The sequence below is a fragment of the Pseudomonas sp. NPDC077649 genome (genome assembly GCF_044542855.1).
Lineage (GTDB): Bacteria > Pseudomonadota > Gammaproteobacteria > Pseudomonadales > Pseudomonadaceae > Aquipseudomonas.
This window is the reverse complement of sequence record NZ_JBITVF010000003.1, coordinates 80,685-93,507: the sequence shown is the minus strand read 5'-3', so window position 1 is coordinate 93,507 and position 12,823 is coordinate 80,685. Positions and strand designations below refer to the sequence as shown.

Annotated in this window: 15 protein-coding genes and 1 pseudogene; 6 read left to right on the top strand and 10 right to left on the bottom strand. The window is 65.4% G+C overall.

The features are described from left to right. Positions 1 to 90 precede the first annotated feature (90 nt). Positions 91 to 810 (bottom strand): HAD family phosphatase, encoded by a 720-nt coding sequence (locus ACIGFL_RS10710; RefSeq protein WP_397497163.1) that lies wholly within the window; start codon positions 808 to 810, stop codon positions 91 to 93. A 75-nt stretch (positions 811 to 885) separates the two neighbouring features. After that, on the bottom strand, positions 886 to 1,296 hold the full coding sequence (locus ACIGFL_RS10705; RefSeq protein WP_397497162.1) for an acyl-CoA thioesterase: 411 nt from the start codon (positions 1,294 to 1,296) through the stop codon (positions 886 to 888). Positions 1,297 to 1,402: 106 nt separating this feature from the next. Between ACIGFL_RS10705 and ACIGFL_RS10700 the strand changes: the two genes are divergently transcribed. Further along, on the top strand, positions 1,403 to 2,107 hold the full coding sequence (locus tag ACIGFL_RS10700; protein ID WP_021443177.1) for a VacJ family lipoprotein: 705 nt from the start codon (positions 1,403 to 1,405) through the stop codon (positions 2,105 to 2,107). Positions 2,108 to 2,162: 55 nt separating this feature from the next. Here the strand turns inward: ACIGFL_RS10700 and ACIGFL_RS10695 are convergent, their stop codons facing one another. After that, positions 2,163 to 2,462, bottom strand: coding sequence for a PilZ domain-containing protein (locus ACIGFL_RS10695; protein ID WP_031302907.1), 300 nt, complete (start codon positions 2,460 to 2,462; stop codon positions 2,163 to 2,165). Positions 2,463 to 2,675: 213 nt separating this feature from the next. Between ACIGFL_RS10695 and rssB the strand changes: the two genes are divergently transcribed. Further along, positions 2,676 to 3,860 (top strand): two-component system response regulator RssB, encoded by a 1,185-nt coding sequence (gene rssB, locus ACIGFL_RS10690; RefSeq protein WP_397497161.1) that lies wholly within the window; start codon positions 2,676 to 2,678, stop codon positions 3,858 to 3,860. A gap of 8 nt (positions 3,861 to 3,868) precedes the next feature. Continuing rightward, entirely contained in the window at positions 3,869 to 4,351 is a 483-nt protein-coding gene (gene rssC / locus ACIGFL_RS10685) for an anti-sigma factor antagonist RssC (protein WP_397497507.1), read from the top strand. A 51-nt stretch (positions 4,352 to 4,402) separates the two neighbouring features. Here rssC and tal read toward each other — a convergent pair whose 3' ends face one another. Beyond that, positions 4,403 to 5,329, bottom strand: a complete 927-nt coding sequence (tal, locus tag ACIGFL_RS10680; RefSeq protein WP_397497160.1) for a transaldolase — start codon at positions 5,327 to 5,329, stop codon at positions 4,403 to 4,405. A 114-nt stretch (positions 5,330 to 5,443) separates the two neighbouring features. Here tal and ACIGFL_RS10675 point away from each other — a divergent pair, with 114 nt between their 5' ends. Further along, complete coding sequence (locus ACIGFL_RS10675; protein WP_397497159.1) at positions 5,444 to 5,587, top strand: hypothetical protein; 144 nt, start codon at positions 5,444 to 5,446, stop codon at positions 5,585 to 5,587. Here the strand turns inward: ACIGFL_RS10675 and dusA are convergent. Next, a complete protein-coding gene (gene dusA / locus ACIGFL_RS10670; protein ID WP_397497158.1) occupies positions 5,557 to 6,567 on the bottom strand; it encodes a tRNA dihydrouridine(20/20a) synthase DusA in 1,011 nt (336 codons plus the stop codon). The genes ACIGFL_RS10675 and dusA overlap by 31 nt on opposite strands. Positions 6,568 to 6,681: 114 nt before the next feature. Here dusA and ACIGFL_RS10665 point away from each other — a divergent pair, with 114 nt between their 5' ends. Next, positions 6,682 to 7,833 carry a tyrosine-type recombinase/integrase gene (locus tag ACIGFL_RS10665; protein WP_397497506.1) on the top strand — a complete coding sequence of 384 codons (1,152 nt, stop codon included), beginning with the start codon at positions 6,682 to 6,684 and terminating at the stop codon, positions 7,831 to 7,833. Here the strand turns inward: ACIGFL_RS10665 and ACIGFL_RS10660 are convergent. The 5 genes and pseudogenes from ACIGFL_RS10660 to xthA all read right to left on the bottom strand — a co-directional run. Continuing rightward, positions 7,799 to 7,909: pseudogene (locus tag ACIGFL_RS10660) on the bottom strand (Pyocin activator protein PrtN); the annotation flags it as partial. The gene ACIGFL_RS10665 and the pseudogene ACIGFL_RS10660 sit on opposite strands and share 35 nt — an antisense overlap. Before the next feature lie 478 nt (positions 7,910 to 8,387). Further along, on the bottom strand, positions 8,388 to 8,552 hold the full coding sequence (locus ACIGFL_RS10655) for a hypothetical protein (protein ID WP_397497157.1): 165 nt from the start codon (positions 8,550 to 8,552) through the stop codon (positions 8,388 to 8,390). A gap of 3 nt (positions 8,553 to 8,555) precedes the next feature. Further along, complete coding sequence (locus ACIGFL_RS10650; protein WP_397497156.1) at positions 8,556 to 9,557, bottom strand: TerC family protein; 1,002 nt, start codon at positions 9,555 to 9,557, stop codon at positions 8,556 to 8,558. A 167-nt stretch (positions 9,558 to 9,724) separates the two neighbouring features. Continuing rightward, complete coding sequence (locus ACIGFL_RS10645; RefSeq protein ID WP_397497155.1) at positions 9,725 to 11,107, bottom strand: substrate-binding domain-containing protein; 1,383 nt, start codon at positions 11,105 to 11,107, stop codon at positions 9,725 to 9,727. A 98-nt stretch (positions 11,108 to 11,205) separates the two neighbouring features. After that, complete coding sequence (xthA, locus tag ACIGFL_RS10640) at positions 11,206 to 12,018, bottom strand: exodeoxyribonuclease III (protein WP_397497154.1); 813 nt, start codon at positions 12,016 to 12,018, stop codon at positions 11,206 to 11,208. Positions 12,019 to 12,155: 137 nt separating this feature from the next. Here xthA and ACIGFL_RS10635 point away from each other — a divergent pair, with 137 nt between their 5' ends. Continuing rightward, positions 12,156 to 12,800 carry an N-acetyltransferase gene (locus ACIGFL_RS10635; RefSeq protein ID WP_031303986.1) on the top strand — a complete coding sequence of 215 codons (645 nt, stop codon included), beginning with the start codon at positions 12,156 to 12,158 and terminating at the stop codon, positions 12,798 to 12,800. Positions 12,801 to 12,823: the final 23 nt, after the last annotated feature.

Genomic DNA, 12,823 nt, shown 5'->3' with positions numbered 1-12,823 from the left:
GCATTGACCTCGAACTGCGGTCCAAGGTTTCTACCTGTGTTCAAGGGTACTCCAAGCCTGCCGGCTTTGCCTGATCTCGATCAAACCGCCTCAGGGCTTTTCCCCCTTGCTGCGCCGCATGCCGATATCGGCCAGGCTCGGGCCGATTTCGCCGAGGTGGTCGATCACCGAGTGGCTGCCCAGGCGATACAGCTGCAGCGTGGCCTGCGCCCGCAGGCATTCGCGCTCGCTGCCGCTCAGGGCTTGCCAGTCGGCCGGCGCCAGGCCGCACAGCGGGCCGCAGGCGGCCAGGCCGATGGTCCAGCAGCCGGCATTGAGTCCGGCGCGCAGCAGCAGCGGGTTGCCGCTGACCAGGATGCAGCCGTCCAGGCGCTCGACCTGCAACTGGCTGAGTGCCTGCCAGCAGGCGTCCGGCGCCGGCCAGGGCCGGGCGTTGCGCCCGGCGCCGGCCGCCAGCGGCGCAGGCAGGGCCTCGGCCAGGCGCGCACTGGCGTCCGCGGGCAGGCTGTCCAGCCAGGCCCAGGGCGTGCCCTGAGCCTGCAGCTGTTGCAGCAACGGCGCGGCACCGGGGGTGAGTTCGGCGTGCTCGTCGGCGACGGTCGCCAGCATCTGCTGCAGCGCCTGCCGTTCCTGGGCCTGCGGCGGACGACCGAGCAGTTCGGCCAGGGCCTGCTCGGGGCAGTGAGCGCCAGCGGGTAGTTCGGTATCGGGATGCAGACGCTGCAGGGCGACCGGCAGGGTGCGGGCGCCGAAGTCGACCAGGCAGCCGGAAAGCTCGAATAGAAGGGCGGTGGGGGCGGTGTGAGGCATAGGGTCATCCCTGCAATGGTCTAGGCCACTCTAGGGCGCGCAGATGACCACAGGATGACCGGGCGATGACGCCGCTCAGCCTCCGCCGAGCAGGGCGCGCAGGTGCTCGGGCAGGGGCACCGAGCGTTCGCTGGCATGCTCGATCCAGACCAGCTTGCAGTAGCCCTCGCCATAGCAGCGCTGCGGATCTTCCAGGGTCGACAGGCGGTGTTCGAGCACCAGGCTGCTGCGGCCCAGGGCGCCGGCATACAGCTGCACCACCACGGTGGCGGGGTGAACCACGGGTTTCAGGTAGGTGTGCTGGGTCTGCAGCACCACCGGGCCCTGCGGGGCGTCGTTCATCGCCACGCCGACGCGTTCGAACCAGGCGACCCGCGCTTCTTCCAGGTACTGCATATAGAGGATGTTGTTGACGTGCCCGTAGCTGTCCATGTCGCCCCAGCGCACGGGGATATGGGCGGTGTGCAGAAGCATTTTCTCGATCATCGGGGTTGTCCGCTATGCTGCCATCAGGGGGGCTCAGGCTATATACTGCGCGGCCTCGGTGGCCGCTGGCGGGTCGCCACACTACTTTTCTCAAGGAGAGACTGCAATGCATGTGAACGGTGCTCGCTGGATCGTGCGCCTCGGCGGCCTGATGGCGCTCGTCGGCCTGAGTCTGCTGCCTGCGATGGCGCAGGCCGCCTCGGAGGACGACCCCTGGGAAGGCTTCAACCGCGCCATGTTCCGCTTCAACGACACCCTCGACACCTACGCGCTGAAGCCCGTGGCGCAGGGTTATCAGGCGGTCACCCCGCAGTTTCTGGAAGACGGCGTGCACAACGTCTTCGGCAACCTGGGCGATGTCGGCAACCTGGCCAACAACCTGCTGCAGGGCAAGATGCACGACGCCGGAGTGGATACCGGGCGCCTGATCTTCAACACCACCTTCGGCCTGCTCGGCTTCTTCGACGTGGCCACGCCGATGGGCCTGCAGAAGAACGACGAGGACTTCGGCCAGACCCTCGGCGCCTGGGGCCTGGGCAGCGGCCCCTACCTGGTGATTCCGTTCCTCGGCCCGAGCAGCGTGCGCGACGCCACCGGCAAGCTGCCGGACAGCTTCCTCGAGCCCTATCCCTACATGGGCCATGTGCCGACGCGCAACGTCACCCGCGCCGTGGATGTGGTCGACACCCGCGCCAGCCTGCTGTCGGCGGAGAAGCTGATCAGCGGCGACAAGTACATCTTCATCCGCAACGCCTACCTGCAGAACCGCGAGTTCAAGGTGCAGGACGGCCAGGTCGAAGACGACTTCTGAGTTTGGCGGGCATGAAAAAGGCGGCCCTTGGCCGCCTTTTTCGTAAGTGCAGATGTCAGCTCATCGACAGGATGGCCAGGCCCAGCGACTGGCGACCGTCGCCCAGATCGGCGATGCGCACCACCTCGGCCTGGGCGTCGAGGCCGGCCAGCTCACTGTGCTCGGAGGGGATGTGGACCTTGACCCGGTCGCCCATGCTCAGCGCGACTTCGGCCTCGAGTTGCATGCCGGTACTGGACAGATCCAGACACAGCGCGGAAATTTCCCGCCCGCCATGGTGCAGGGTTACTGGCGCTTCCAGTCGCATGCGGATGTAGTCACGTTTCTCGCTGTACGCTCGATCACTCTGACTCATGGACGCTGTCCTCTTGTTATAAGGTTCTCCTGCGGCTCTTATAACCCTCGCCGATTTGCCCTGTAAAGTCGCCGAACGACGACTGGCGCCGGCTTGAATCGGTCGACGGATGGGAGTACCGTCTGCCCCTTGAATTCGCCCTGACGCCACCTACGCGGCGCCGCGCCACGGGCCGTCACCCAATTGCCCCGGCGCAGTTTGCCTGGATACCCCATGCACAAAACCAGTGCCACTCTGCTGATCATCGATGACGACGAAGTCGTGCGTGCCAGCCTCGCGGCCTACCTCGAGGACAGCGGCTTCAATGTGCTGCAGGCCAGCAACGGCCTGCAGGGGCTGGAAGTGTTCCAGCAGGCCAAGCCCGACCTGATGATCTGCGACCTGCGCATGCCGCAGGTCGATGGCCTCGAACTGATCCGCCGGATCAACGCCCTCGGCGTCGAGGTGCCGGTGATTGTGGTGTCCGGCGCCGGCGTCATGAACGATGCGGTGGAGGCCTTGCGCCTGGGCGCCGCCGACTACCTGATCAAGCCCCTGGAAGACCTGGCGGTGCTCGAGCACTCGGTGCGCCGCGCCCTCGATCGCTCGCGCCTGCGTCTGGAGAACCAGCGCTACCGCGAGAAGCTGGAAACCGCCAACCGCGAGCTGCAGGCCAGCCTGCACCTGTTGCAGGAAGACCAGAACGCCGGGCGCCAGGTGCAGATGAACATGCTGCCGGTGACGCCCTGGCAGGTCGACAGCCTGACCTTCGCCCACCAGATCATCCCTTCGCTGTACCTGTCCGGCGACTTCGTCGACTACTTCCGCGTCGACGAGCGACGCATTGCCTTCTACCTGGCCGACGTGTCCGGCCACGGCGCGTCCTCGGCCTTCGTCACCGTGCTGCTCAAGTTCATGACCACCCGGCTGCTCTACGAGTCGCGCCGCGGCGGCCTGCTGCCGGAGTTCAAGCCCTCGGAAGTGCTCGGCCACATCAACCGCGGGCTGATCAACTGCAAGCTGGGCAAGCACGTGACCATGCTCGGCGGGGTGATCGACGAGCAGAGCGGACAACTGACCTACAGCATCGGCGGCCACCTGCCGTTGCCGGTGCTGTTCGAGAAAGGCGAGGCCCGTTACCTGGAAGGCCGCGGGCTGCCGGTGGGGCTGTTCGAGGAGGCCGAATACGCCGATCACGTCATGCCGCTGCCCGAGTCGTTCAGCCTGACGCTGTTGTCTGACGGCATTCTCGACCTGTTGCCGGGCGAGACGCTGAAGGACAAGGAATTGGCGCTGCCACAACTGGTTAGCCAGGCTGGCGGCAGTCTAGACGGTTTGCGTCAAGTTCTCGGTCTGGCCAATCTGGGCGAGATGCCGGATGATATCGCCTTGCTGGTGTTAAGCAGGAACCTTGCATGAATCCTGGGATAAGCCCCGGTCGTATCCAATTCGCCGAGCAGGACGGGACCTTCGTCCTCAAATTCGTCGGCGAAGTGCGCCTGACGCTCTGTTCGGCGCTGGATGCCACGATTGAAAAGATCTTCACCGCGCTGAATTTCTCGGCCATCATCATCGACCTGACCGAAACCCGCAGCATCGACAGCACCACCCTCGGCCTGCTGGCCAAGCTGTCGATTCTGTCGCGGCAGAAGGTCGGTCTGTTGCCCACCGTGGTCACCACCCACGACGACATCACCCGCCTGCTGCAGTCGATGGGCTTCGATCAGGTGTTCAATATCGTCGACCGGCCGGTGCCGTGCCCGGAGGCGCTGGACGATCTGCCGTCGCAGGATCAGTCCGAAGAGGTGGTCAAGGCCAAGGTGCTGGAGGCCCACCGCATCCTCATGGGGCTCAACGACTCCAACCGCGAGGCCTTCCACGATCTGGTCAGCGCCCTCGAACGGCACTGACAGGCGAACAGTGCAAAGGGGCGCCCGCATGCGGGCGCCCCTTTTTGCGTTTCAGGCCCTGGCGGCGAGCAGCGCTTCGAGCTTTTCCTGATCGCGGGCGAACAGGCGGATACCTTCGGCGAGTTTCTCGGTGGCCATGGCGTCTTCGTTGAGCGCCCAGCGGAAGGCGCTTTCATCCAGGTTGCGGCGGGCTTCGCCGGCGGCGCCAGGGGCCAGTCGGCGGCTCAGCGGACCCTGGTCGTCAGCCAGCTGCTGCAGCAGCTCCGGGCTGATGGTCAGGCGGTCGCAGCCGGCCAGTTGTTCGATCTGGCCCAGGTTGCGGAAGCTCGCCCCCATCACCACGGTCTGGTAGCCGTTGGCCTTGTAGTAGTCGTAGATGCGCGCCACCGACTGCACGCCGGGGTCCTCGGCGCCGACGAAGTCGCGGCCCTCGGCCTTCTTGTACCAGTCGTAGATGCGCCCGACGAAGGGCGAGATGAGGAACACCCCGGCATCGGCGCAGGCCTGGGCCTGGGCGAAGGCGAACAACAGGGTCAGGTTGGTCTGCACGCCGGCTTTTTCCAGCTGTTCGGCGGCGCGGATGCCCTCCCAGGTCGAGGCGATCTTGATCAGCACCCGCTCGCGGCCGATGCCGGCCTGCTCGTAGAGGCCGATCAGGCGTTCGGCGCGGCGCAGGGTGGCGTTGGTGTCGAAGGATAGGCGGGCGTCCACCTCGGTGGAGATACGCCCGGGAATCACCTTGAGGATCTCCTGGCCGACGGCCACGGCGAAGTGGTCGCAGGCCAGGCCGAGGTCGCCCTGGCCGGCTGTCACGGCGCGCCCCAGCAGCTCGGCGTAACGCGGCAGCGCGGCGGCCTTGAGCAGCAGCGAGGGGTTGGTGGTGGCATCCACCGGTTGCAGGCGGGCGATGGCGTCGAGGTCGCCGGTGTCGGCAACCACGGTGGTGAACTGCTTGAGTTGTTCCAGCTTGGAGGTCATGACGGAGCCTTGTCGTTGCGGATGTCACGACCTTACCCGAGGTGCCTGGGCGGCTCAACGGGCAGCGAGGGCTGTCGCGCTGACAATGTTTGCGCGTGCGGGCTGCGCTGCTGCATGTCGCAGCTGAAGGTGGTCGAGGCGCTGTCCGGCGCCGATGACGAGCGGGGTATCCCCAGCCGCGAGCTGCACCGCCAGCTGAGCAAAGCCGGCGAACCGCTGCCGCTGGCTCAGTGCCCGCGCAGCAGCTCGGCGGCCTGATCGAGCAGCGCCAGCGGGTCCTTGACCTTGTGGATGTCCACCGACAGCAACTGGCGGAAGCGCCGTGCGCCGGGGAAACCCTGGGCCAGGCCGAGCACATGGCGGGTGATGTGATGCAGGGTGCCGCCTTCGCGCAGGTGCTGCTCGACATAGGGGCGCAGCGCGAGCAGGGCGTCCATGCGGGAGATGCCGCTGTCCGCGGCGCCGAATAGGCGGCTGTCCACCTGCGCCAGCAGGAAGGGATTGTGGTAGGCCTCGCGGCCGAGCATTACGCCGTCGAAGGTCTGCAGGTGCGCCTCGCATTCTTCCAGGGTCTTGATGCCACCGTTGAGGATGATCTCCAGGTCGGGGAAATCCTGCTTGAGCTGGGCGGCGACTTCGTAGCGCAGCGGCGGCACCTCGCGGTTCTCCTTCGGCGACAGGCCTTCGAGAATGGCGATGCGCGCGTGCACGGTGAAAGTGCGACAGCCGGCATCACGCACCTGGCCGACGAAATCGCACAGCTCGGCATAGCTGTCGCGGCCGTTGATGCCGATGCGGTGCTTGACCGTCACGGGGATGCTCACAGCGTCCTGCATGGCCTTGACGCAGTCGGCCACCAGCGCCGGGTGGCCCATCAGGCAGGCGCCGATCATATTGTTCTGCACCCGGTCGCTGGGGCAGCCGACGTTCAGGTTGACCTCGTCGTAACCATGCTGCTCGGCCATCTTGGCGCAGGCGGCGAGGTCCTGCGGGTTGCTGCCGCCCAGCTGCAACGCCAGCGGATGCTCGCACTCGCTGTAACGCAGGAAGCGCTCGCGATCGCCATGGATCAGCGCACCGCTGGTGACCATCTCGGTATACAGCAGGGCGTGACGCGACAGCTGGCGCAGAAAGAAACGGCAGTGGCGATCGGTCCAGTCCATCATCGGCGCGACGCTGAAGCGACGGGACAGCACAGGGCGCGTTTTTTCTGGCTTTGAGGTTGATTCTAGGGGCATTTCGCGTGTCGCATTCTCAACGGGTTTTCAGGGGGCGGGTATTTTTCTAAAGCGGGTGGTAAAATGTACCACCTGAAAAACTTCTTGTACCACCAGCCAGGAGGGCAGATTACCGTGGCAACCATCCGAGCCCGAAAGAGTGCGGACGGCTCGCTCCGCTACACCGTGCAAATCCGGATCAAGAAGAATGGGGCGCAAGTCTACCAAGAGAGCCAGACATTCTCCCGCAAACAGGCTGCACGGGCTTGGGCTAAGCGACGAGAGACCGAGTTGAGCGAGCCTGGAGCAATCGAGCGGGCTAATCGGTGCGGGACGACGGTTGCTTCCATGATTGAGGCTTATCTGGATGAGTACGGCAAAGCGCGACCGATGGGTAAGACCAAGAAGGCCACGCTGGAGGCTATTGCCAATAGCTATCTGGGCGAGTACGAAGATCGTAAGGTCAATGCGCAGGTGCTGGTCGATTACGCTCTATGGCGTATGAGTGCTGAAGGAGGCGGGGTTCAGCCTCAAACGGCCGGTAATGATCTTGCTCACCTCGGCGCAGTGCTCTCTGTGGCTCGCCCTGCTTGGGGGTGTGATGTCGACCCGCACGCCATGGCGGATGCGCGAAAAGTGTTGGCCAAGCTAGGTTACAAGCTTAAGAGTCGTGAGCGAGACCGCCGACCCTCCTTAAAGGAGCTCGACCAGGTTTTCAGGGAGTTCCAGAAGGTTCTGGCAAGTCGGCCTACCTCCATCAATATGTTGAAGGTTGCAGGCTTTGCGATCTTTTCAACACGCCGGCAGGATGAGATTTGCCGTATCCGCTGGGATGACCTGGACGAGTCACGGCAGATGGTGATGGTGCGAGATATGAAAAATCCGGGTGATAAGATCGGCAATAACGTGTGGTGTTATTTGCCGGATGAAGCATGGGCGATTGTGAAGAGCATGCCGCGCACATGCGACGAAATTTTTCCCTACAACAGTGAGTCGGTGTCCACTGCATGGAGACGAGCCTGCGAGCGTGCAGGTATCACGGATTTGCACTTCCATGACCTTCGCCACGACGGTGTCAGTCGGTTATTCGAAATGGGGTGGGATATCCCCCGTGTGGCAAGCGTTTCCGGTCATAGGGATTGGAACTCATTGCGGCGCTATACCCACCTGAATGGGCGCGGCAACCCTTATGCGGGATGGGAGTGGCTGCCGCGGCTATTGGCGTCGGGCGTCGAGTATGGAGATCGTACTCTCAACGGCTTCTCCCGGCGCGGAGGACGCCGCTGAGTTGATCGTGTTCTTTGATCGCTTCTGCGCGCTGGATATCGAGATAGGCGGCCAGATCCTCAAGGTGTATTCCCTTGGGAGGGTGTCCGAATTTTTGTGTAACCGGCTTATGAGCGACACTGTCGCTCCGAGCCGGAGACACCATCAGCAAGACGAAACCCCCGATCACCGACGAGTTGCTGGATCAGCTCCTGGCCAACTACCAGAAGCCTGAAGACCTGGTCGGTGCCGACGGCATCTCAAGCAGCTGGACACGGTATTTGCCGAGTTCGAATCGCAGGTCGAGCGCGATGTGCCCCCGATCCGCATTGCCAGCGCAAACGGCGCGCGGCCCTGAAGCCCGATGCTCCGTATCAGACGATCCAGCAACTGCGCGCCGAGGCGGTCGGCAAGGAACTGGAGTCCGCGCCAGCCCAGGCCACAGTGGCGCGGCCTCTGCTGGCCGCCGAGCAGCAGGCACTGGGGCAGCTGGCAGCGCAGTGACCTGACGGAGCACAGCTGGTCGGCCGGGCAGGGCCTTGGCTGTGGGCGTTCGCTGATCGGCCCCGAGCTGTTCAACTGCGCCGTGCCTGATCCAACCAGCCGAGGCGCATGTGCAGCTGTGCGGCAAAGGCGCGCGCGGCCAGCTCCTCGTGAAAGATCAGCGCGCGGCGGCCGACGCGCACCTGCCACAGGCGCTGGCCGCCACGTTCCAGCTCATCTATACGTACATCCGCCATGCTTCAACTCTGTTGTCGATCGAGACCGGCCCGGTCGCGGGTTCTCAGCAGGGAGAGGATCACGCCGCCGGCCAGCATGCCCAAGGTTACGCCAAGCGAGAGCAGGGCGGGAACCTTGACCAGATCGTGGAGGAAGATCTTGCCGCCGATGTACATCAGCACCAGCGCCAGGGCGTACTTCAGGTAGATGAAGCGGTGCATCAGCGCGGCCAGGGCGAAATACAGCGAACGCAGGCCGAGGATGGCGAAGATGTTCGAGGTGTAGACGATGAAGGGGTCCTGGGAAATGGCCAGCACCGCCGGCACGCTGTCGACGGCGAACACCAGGTCGGCCAGCTCGATCAGCACCAGCGCCAGCAGCAGCGGCGTGGCATGCAGCAGTGGCTTGCCGCTGACCTGGTCCTTCAGACGCACCAGGAAGTGGCCCTCGTGCAGCTCGTCGGTGACCCGGATATGCCGGCGCAGGAAGCGCAGCAGCGGGTTCTGCGCCAGATCCGGGTGATGTTCCTGCTCGTGCTCGCTGCGCAGCATCTTGAAGCCGCTGAACAGCAGGAAGGCGCCGAACAGGTAGAGGATCCAGTCGAACTGCTGCACCAGCGCCGTGCCAAGGCCGATCATGATGGCGCGCAGCACTATCACCCCGAGGATGCCCCAGAACAGCACGCGGTGCTGGTAGCGGCGGGGGATGTTGAAGTAGCCGAGGATCATCGCCATGACGAAGACGTTGTCCATCGACAGCGACTGCTCGACGAGAAAACCGGTGTAGTACTCCAGCGCCTTGGTCGCGCCGAGCTGCCACCAGATCCAGCCGCCGAAGGCGACGCCGACGCTGAAGTAGCCCGAATACAGCAGCAGGCTTTCGCGCATCTCGATTTCGTGCTGGTCGCGGTGCAGCACGCCGAGGTCGAGCACCAGCAGGGTGACGATCAGCACTAGAAAGGCCAGCCAGAACCAGCCGGGGGTACCGAACAGCGGGGTGGTGAAAAAGGCGAGTAGAGCGTCCATGAGCCCTCCCTAAATGTCTGCCTGAGTTGAATATCGACTCAGTGACTCCGACATCACGGTGAGAGCTCACCGCCAGAGGGGCCCGGCGTCACGCTCAGACAGGCTAGCGCTTAACCCGGCAAGCCTCAAGTCAGCCCGCGGTTTTGCTTCACTTGCCGCTTGCAACTCTAGTAGACCCAGACCTCGACCCGGCGATTGCGGATGCGCCCGTGGTCTTCGTTGTTGGCCGCCACCGGCAGCTCGTCGCCGAGACCGGTGATCTCGCGAAAGAGCACGCCCTGCCTGGCCAGCTCGCGGCGCACGGCCATGGCCCGTAGCTTGGACAGCAGCTCGGCGCGGGCCGGGTCGCTCTTGGCGTCGCCGAAGCCCACCAGCACCACCTGGTTATGCAACTTGTCGTGGCGCTTGAGGTAGTCCAGCACCCGTGCCAGGTCGCGTTGGGCCTTGGTGTCCAGGCTGGCGCTGCCTTCCTGGAAGCGGAAGTTCACCGACAGGCGCTGCGCCCGTTCGGCCAGCTGGCGATAGCCGGCCGGCATCTGTGCGCTGGGTTCGACGCGGATCGCCTGCACCGTCTGGGCGATGAAGCCGCTGGCGTCGACTATGGCCTGGCCGCGTGGGCTGTGGGCGAAGTCGATCAGCGCCTGGGCCCAGGGGTTGTCCGGTTGCGGCTGGTTGTAGAGGAACAGCCGGCGCGACAGCGGGTAGTCCTCGGTGGCGATCAGCGTGGTGCTCGGCGGCATCGGCTGCGAGTCGCCGGCGGCGATGGCCACCGCCTTGGCCTGGCGGATATAGGGTAGGCCGATAAAGCCGATGCCCTGCGGATCGCCGCTGACCGCATCGGATAACTGGGTGCTCGACTCGAAGCGCTGGGCGCCGGCGGCGAGGCTGCGCCCGCCCGGTGCCAGCACCAGCTCCTTGAAGGTGTCGTAGGTGCCGGAGTTGTCGTCGCGGGCGTACAAACGCACCGCCCCGGGGTTGCCGCCCAGTTCGCGCCAGTCGCCGATCTCGCCGGCGAACAGCTGCGCCACCTGTTCGACGCCGAGCGCCGCGATGGGGTTGCTCGGGTGCAGGATGATGGCCAGGCCGTCGATGGCGATCACCTGTTCGGCCTGCGCGCTGCGCAGATCGCCGAGGGCAGCCAGGGCGGTGGCTTCGCCGTCCTTGATCGGCCGCGACGAGGCGGCCAGGTCCGCCGTGCCGTCCTTGAGCGCGGCGAAGCCGGTGCCGGAGCCATGGGCGGCGACCTCGACTATCACCGTGCGGCCGTCGGCGTGGCGCGCCAGCAGGCGCTGTTCGTTCTCCGCCGCGCCGGCCTCGCTGCGGATATCGCGCAGACCCTGGGCCTCGAACAGGCCCTTGACCAGTTCCGGGCCGAGCTTGGCGCCGATGGTGTTGGAGCCCTGCAGGCGCAGCACCGGCTGCCCGCCCTGCGAGGCGGGCAGGGCGGCGAACACCGACAGCGGCAGGGCGTAGCAGATGAAGCCGAGGACCAGCAGAGACAGGGTGCGACTCCAGAGGTCGCGGTCGACGGCGGACGGGGCGCGCGGCATGCGGCAGACACCTTCTAGTGGGTGATGGAGAGTGCCGCGCAGATTAAGTCAGTCAGGTTTCAGTGATATGACGGCGCTGGGGCGCGCCGTATAGGCTCTCAGCCCAGTTCCAGCCAGATCGGCGCATGATCCGAGGGCTTGTCCATGCCGCGCAGCTCGTAGTCGATGCCGGCGTCCTTGAGCCGGCCCTGCAGCGCCTGGCTGGCGAGGATCACGTCGATGCGCAGGCCGCGCTTGGGCTCGTCCTCGAAGCCGCGGCTGCGGTAGTCGAACCAGCTGAAGCGGTCATTCACCCCGGGGTTGAGCTGGCGGAAGCTGTCGACCAGGCCCCAGTTCTTCAGGGTCGCCAGCCACTCGCGCTCCTCCGGCAGGAAGCTGCACTTGCCGGTCTTCAGCCAGCGCAGGCGGTTGGGTTCGCCGATGCCGATGTCGCAGTCCTCGGGGCTGATGTTGATGTCGCCCATCACCACCAGCGCCTGCTGCGGATCGAAGCGCTCGACCAGCAACTGCTGCAGGTCGGCGTAGAAGCGCTGCTTGGCGGGGAACTTGACCGGATGCTCGCGGCTTTCGCCTTGCGGGAAGTAGCCGTTCATCACGGTCACCGGCTGGCCCTGGGCGTCGGTGAAGGTGGCGTAGATAAAGCGCCGCTGGGCGTCCTCGGCGTCGCCGGGAAAGCCCTTGTGCAGGTTCAGCGGTTCCTGGCGCGAGAGCAGGGCGACGCCGTAATGACCCTTCTGCCCGTGATAGTGCACGTGGTAGCCGAGCTGGCGGATCTCGGCCTCGGGGAATTGCTCGTCGGCCACCTTGGTTTCCTGCAGGCCGATCACGTCCGGCTGGTGCTTGTCGATCAGGGCCTGCAGCTGATGGGGGCGGGCGCGCAGGCCATTGATATTGAAGGAGACGATTTTCATGGGCGGCGAGTCCTGGGCAAAAGGCGATGCTAGCCGATCCGCCGCGCTCGCGGCCAGCGCCTGGCAGGGCCCTGGCGGCGGTGCTAAGTTGGCTGTGACGCGTCCGACCGCACAACGCATAACAACAGAGGTCCGCCATGCCCCATAACGCTCCTGCCGAAGTCCGCATGCTCGACGGCGGCTACGCCCGCGAAGTGCGTTCGCTGCTCTATCACGCCTACCGCCACGAGCCGACCTTCGCCTACCTGTTCGAGGCCGAGCGGCCGGGCTTCGACCAGCGGGTGCGGGCCACGGTGCGCGAACTGGTGCAGCAGCACTTCGCCGAGGAGCTGCCGGCCATCGGCCTGCTGCTCGACGACCGGCTGATTGGCACCGCGCTGATCGCCCCGCCGCAACGGCGCCTGGATATCACCGAGAGCTGGGGCTGGCGTCTGCGCATGCTGCTGAGCACCGGTTTCCGCTGCACCAAGCGCTACCTCGAATACCACGACGCGGTGCTCGCCTGCCTGCCGCCGGGGCCCTATCACGTGCTACCGCTGCTCGGCATCCATCCCGAGTTCCAGGGCCAGCACCGCGGCGAGCAACTGCTCGAAGCGCTGCACGACTGGTGCGCCGAGGATGCCGGCTCGCAGGGCGTGGTGCTGGACACCGGCAATGCGCGCTACCTGGATTTCTACAAGCGCCAGGGTTACGAGGAAATCGGCGAACTGGCCATCGGCCCGGTGGTGGAGCACGTGTTCTTCCACCCCAATCCGCAGCCGGTGGCGCGGGCCCGCGCCTGAACCCTGGCTGTCACCGCCGTTCT

Excerpts from the sequence above, each read along its gene's own strand:
- ACIGFL_RS10710 (WP_397497163.1), bottom strand. The coding sequence starts at position 810 with ATGCCTCACACCGCCCCCACCGCCCTTCTATTCGAGCTTTCCGGCTGC.
- ACIGFL_RS10705 (WP_397497162.1), bottom strand. The coding sequence starts at position 1,296 with ATGATCGAGAAAATGCTTCTGCACACCGCCCATATCCCCGTGCGCTGG.
- ACIGFL_RS10700 (WP_021443177.1), top strand. The coding sequence starts at position 1,403 with ATGCATGTGAACGGTGCTCGCTGGATCGTGCGCCTCGGCGGCCTGATG.
- ACIGFL_RS10695 (WP_031302907.1), bottom strand. The coding sequence starts at position 2,462 with ATGAGTCAGAGTGATCGAGCGTACAGCGAGAAACGTGACTACATCCGC.
- rssB (WP_397497161.1), top strand. The coding sequence starts at position 2,676 with ATGCACAAAACCAGTGCCACTCTGCTGATCATCGATGACGACGAAGTC.
- tal (WP_397497160.1), bottom strand. The coding sequence starts at position 5,329 with ATGACCTCCAAGCTGGAACAACTCAAGCAGTTCACCACCGTGGTTGCC.
- ACIGFL_RS10675 (WP_397497159.1), top strand. The coding sequence starts at position 5,444 with ATGTCGCAGCTGAAGGTGGTCGAGGCGCTGTCCGGCGCCGATGACGAG.
- dusA (WP_397497158.1), bottom strand. The coding sequence starts at position 6,567 with ATGCCCCTAGAATCAACCTCAAAGCCAGAAAAAACGCGCCCTGTGCTG.
- ACIGFL_RS10655 (WP_397497157.1), bottom strand. The coding sequence starts at position 8,552 with ATGGCGGATGTACGTATAGATGAGCTGGAACGTGGCGGCCAGCGCCTG.
- ACIGFL_RS10650 (WP_397497156.1), bottom strand. The coding sequence starts at position 9,557 with ATGGACGCTCTACTCGCCTTTTTCACCACCCCGCTGTTCGGTACCCCC.
- ACIGFL_RS10645 (WP_397497155.1), bottom strand. The coding sequence starts at position 11,107 with ATGCCGCGCGCCCCGTCCGCCGTCGACCGCGACCTCTGGAGTCGCACC.
- xthA (WP_397497154.1), bottom strand. The coding sequence starts at position 12,018 with ATGAAAATCGTCTCCTTCAATATCAATGGCCTGCGCGCCCGCCCCCAT.
- ACIGFL_RS10635 (WP_031303986.1), top strand. The coding sequence starts at position 12,156 with ATGCCCCATAACGCTCCTGCCGAAGTCCGCATGCTCGACGGCGGCTAC.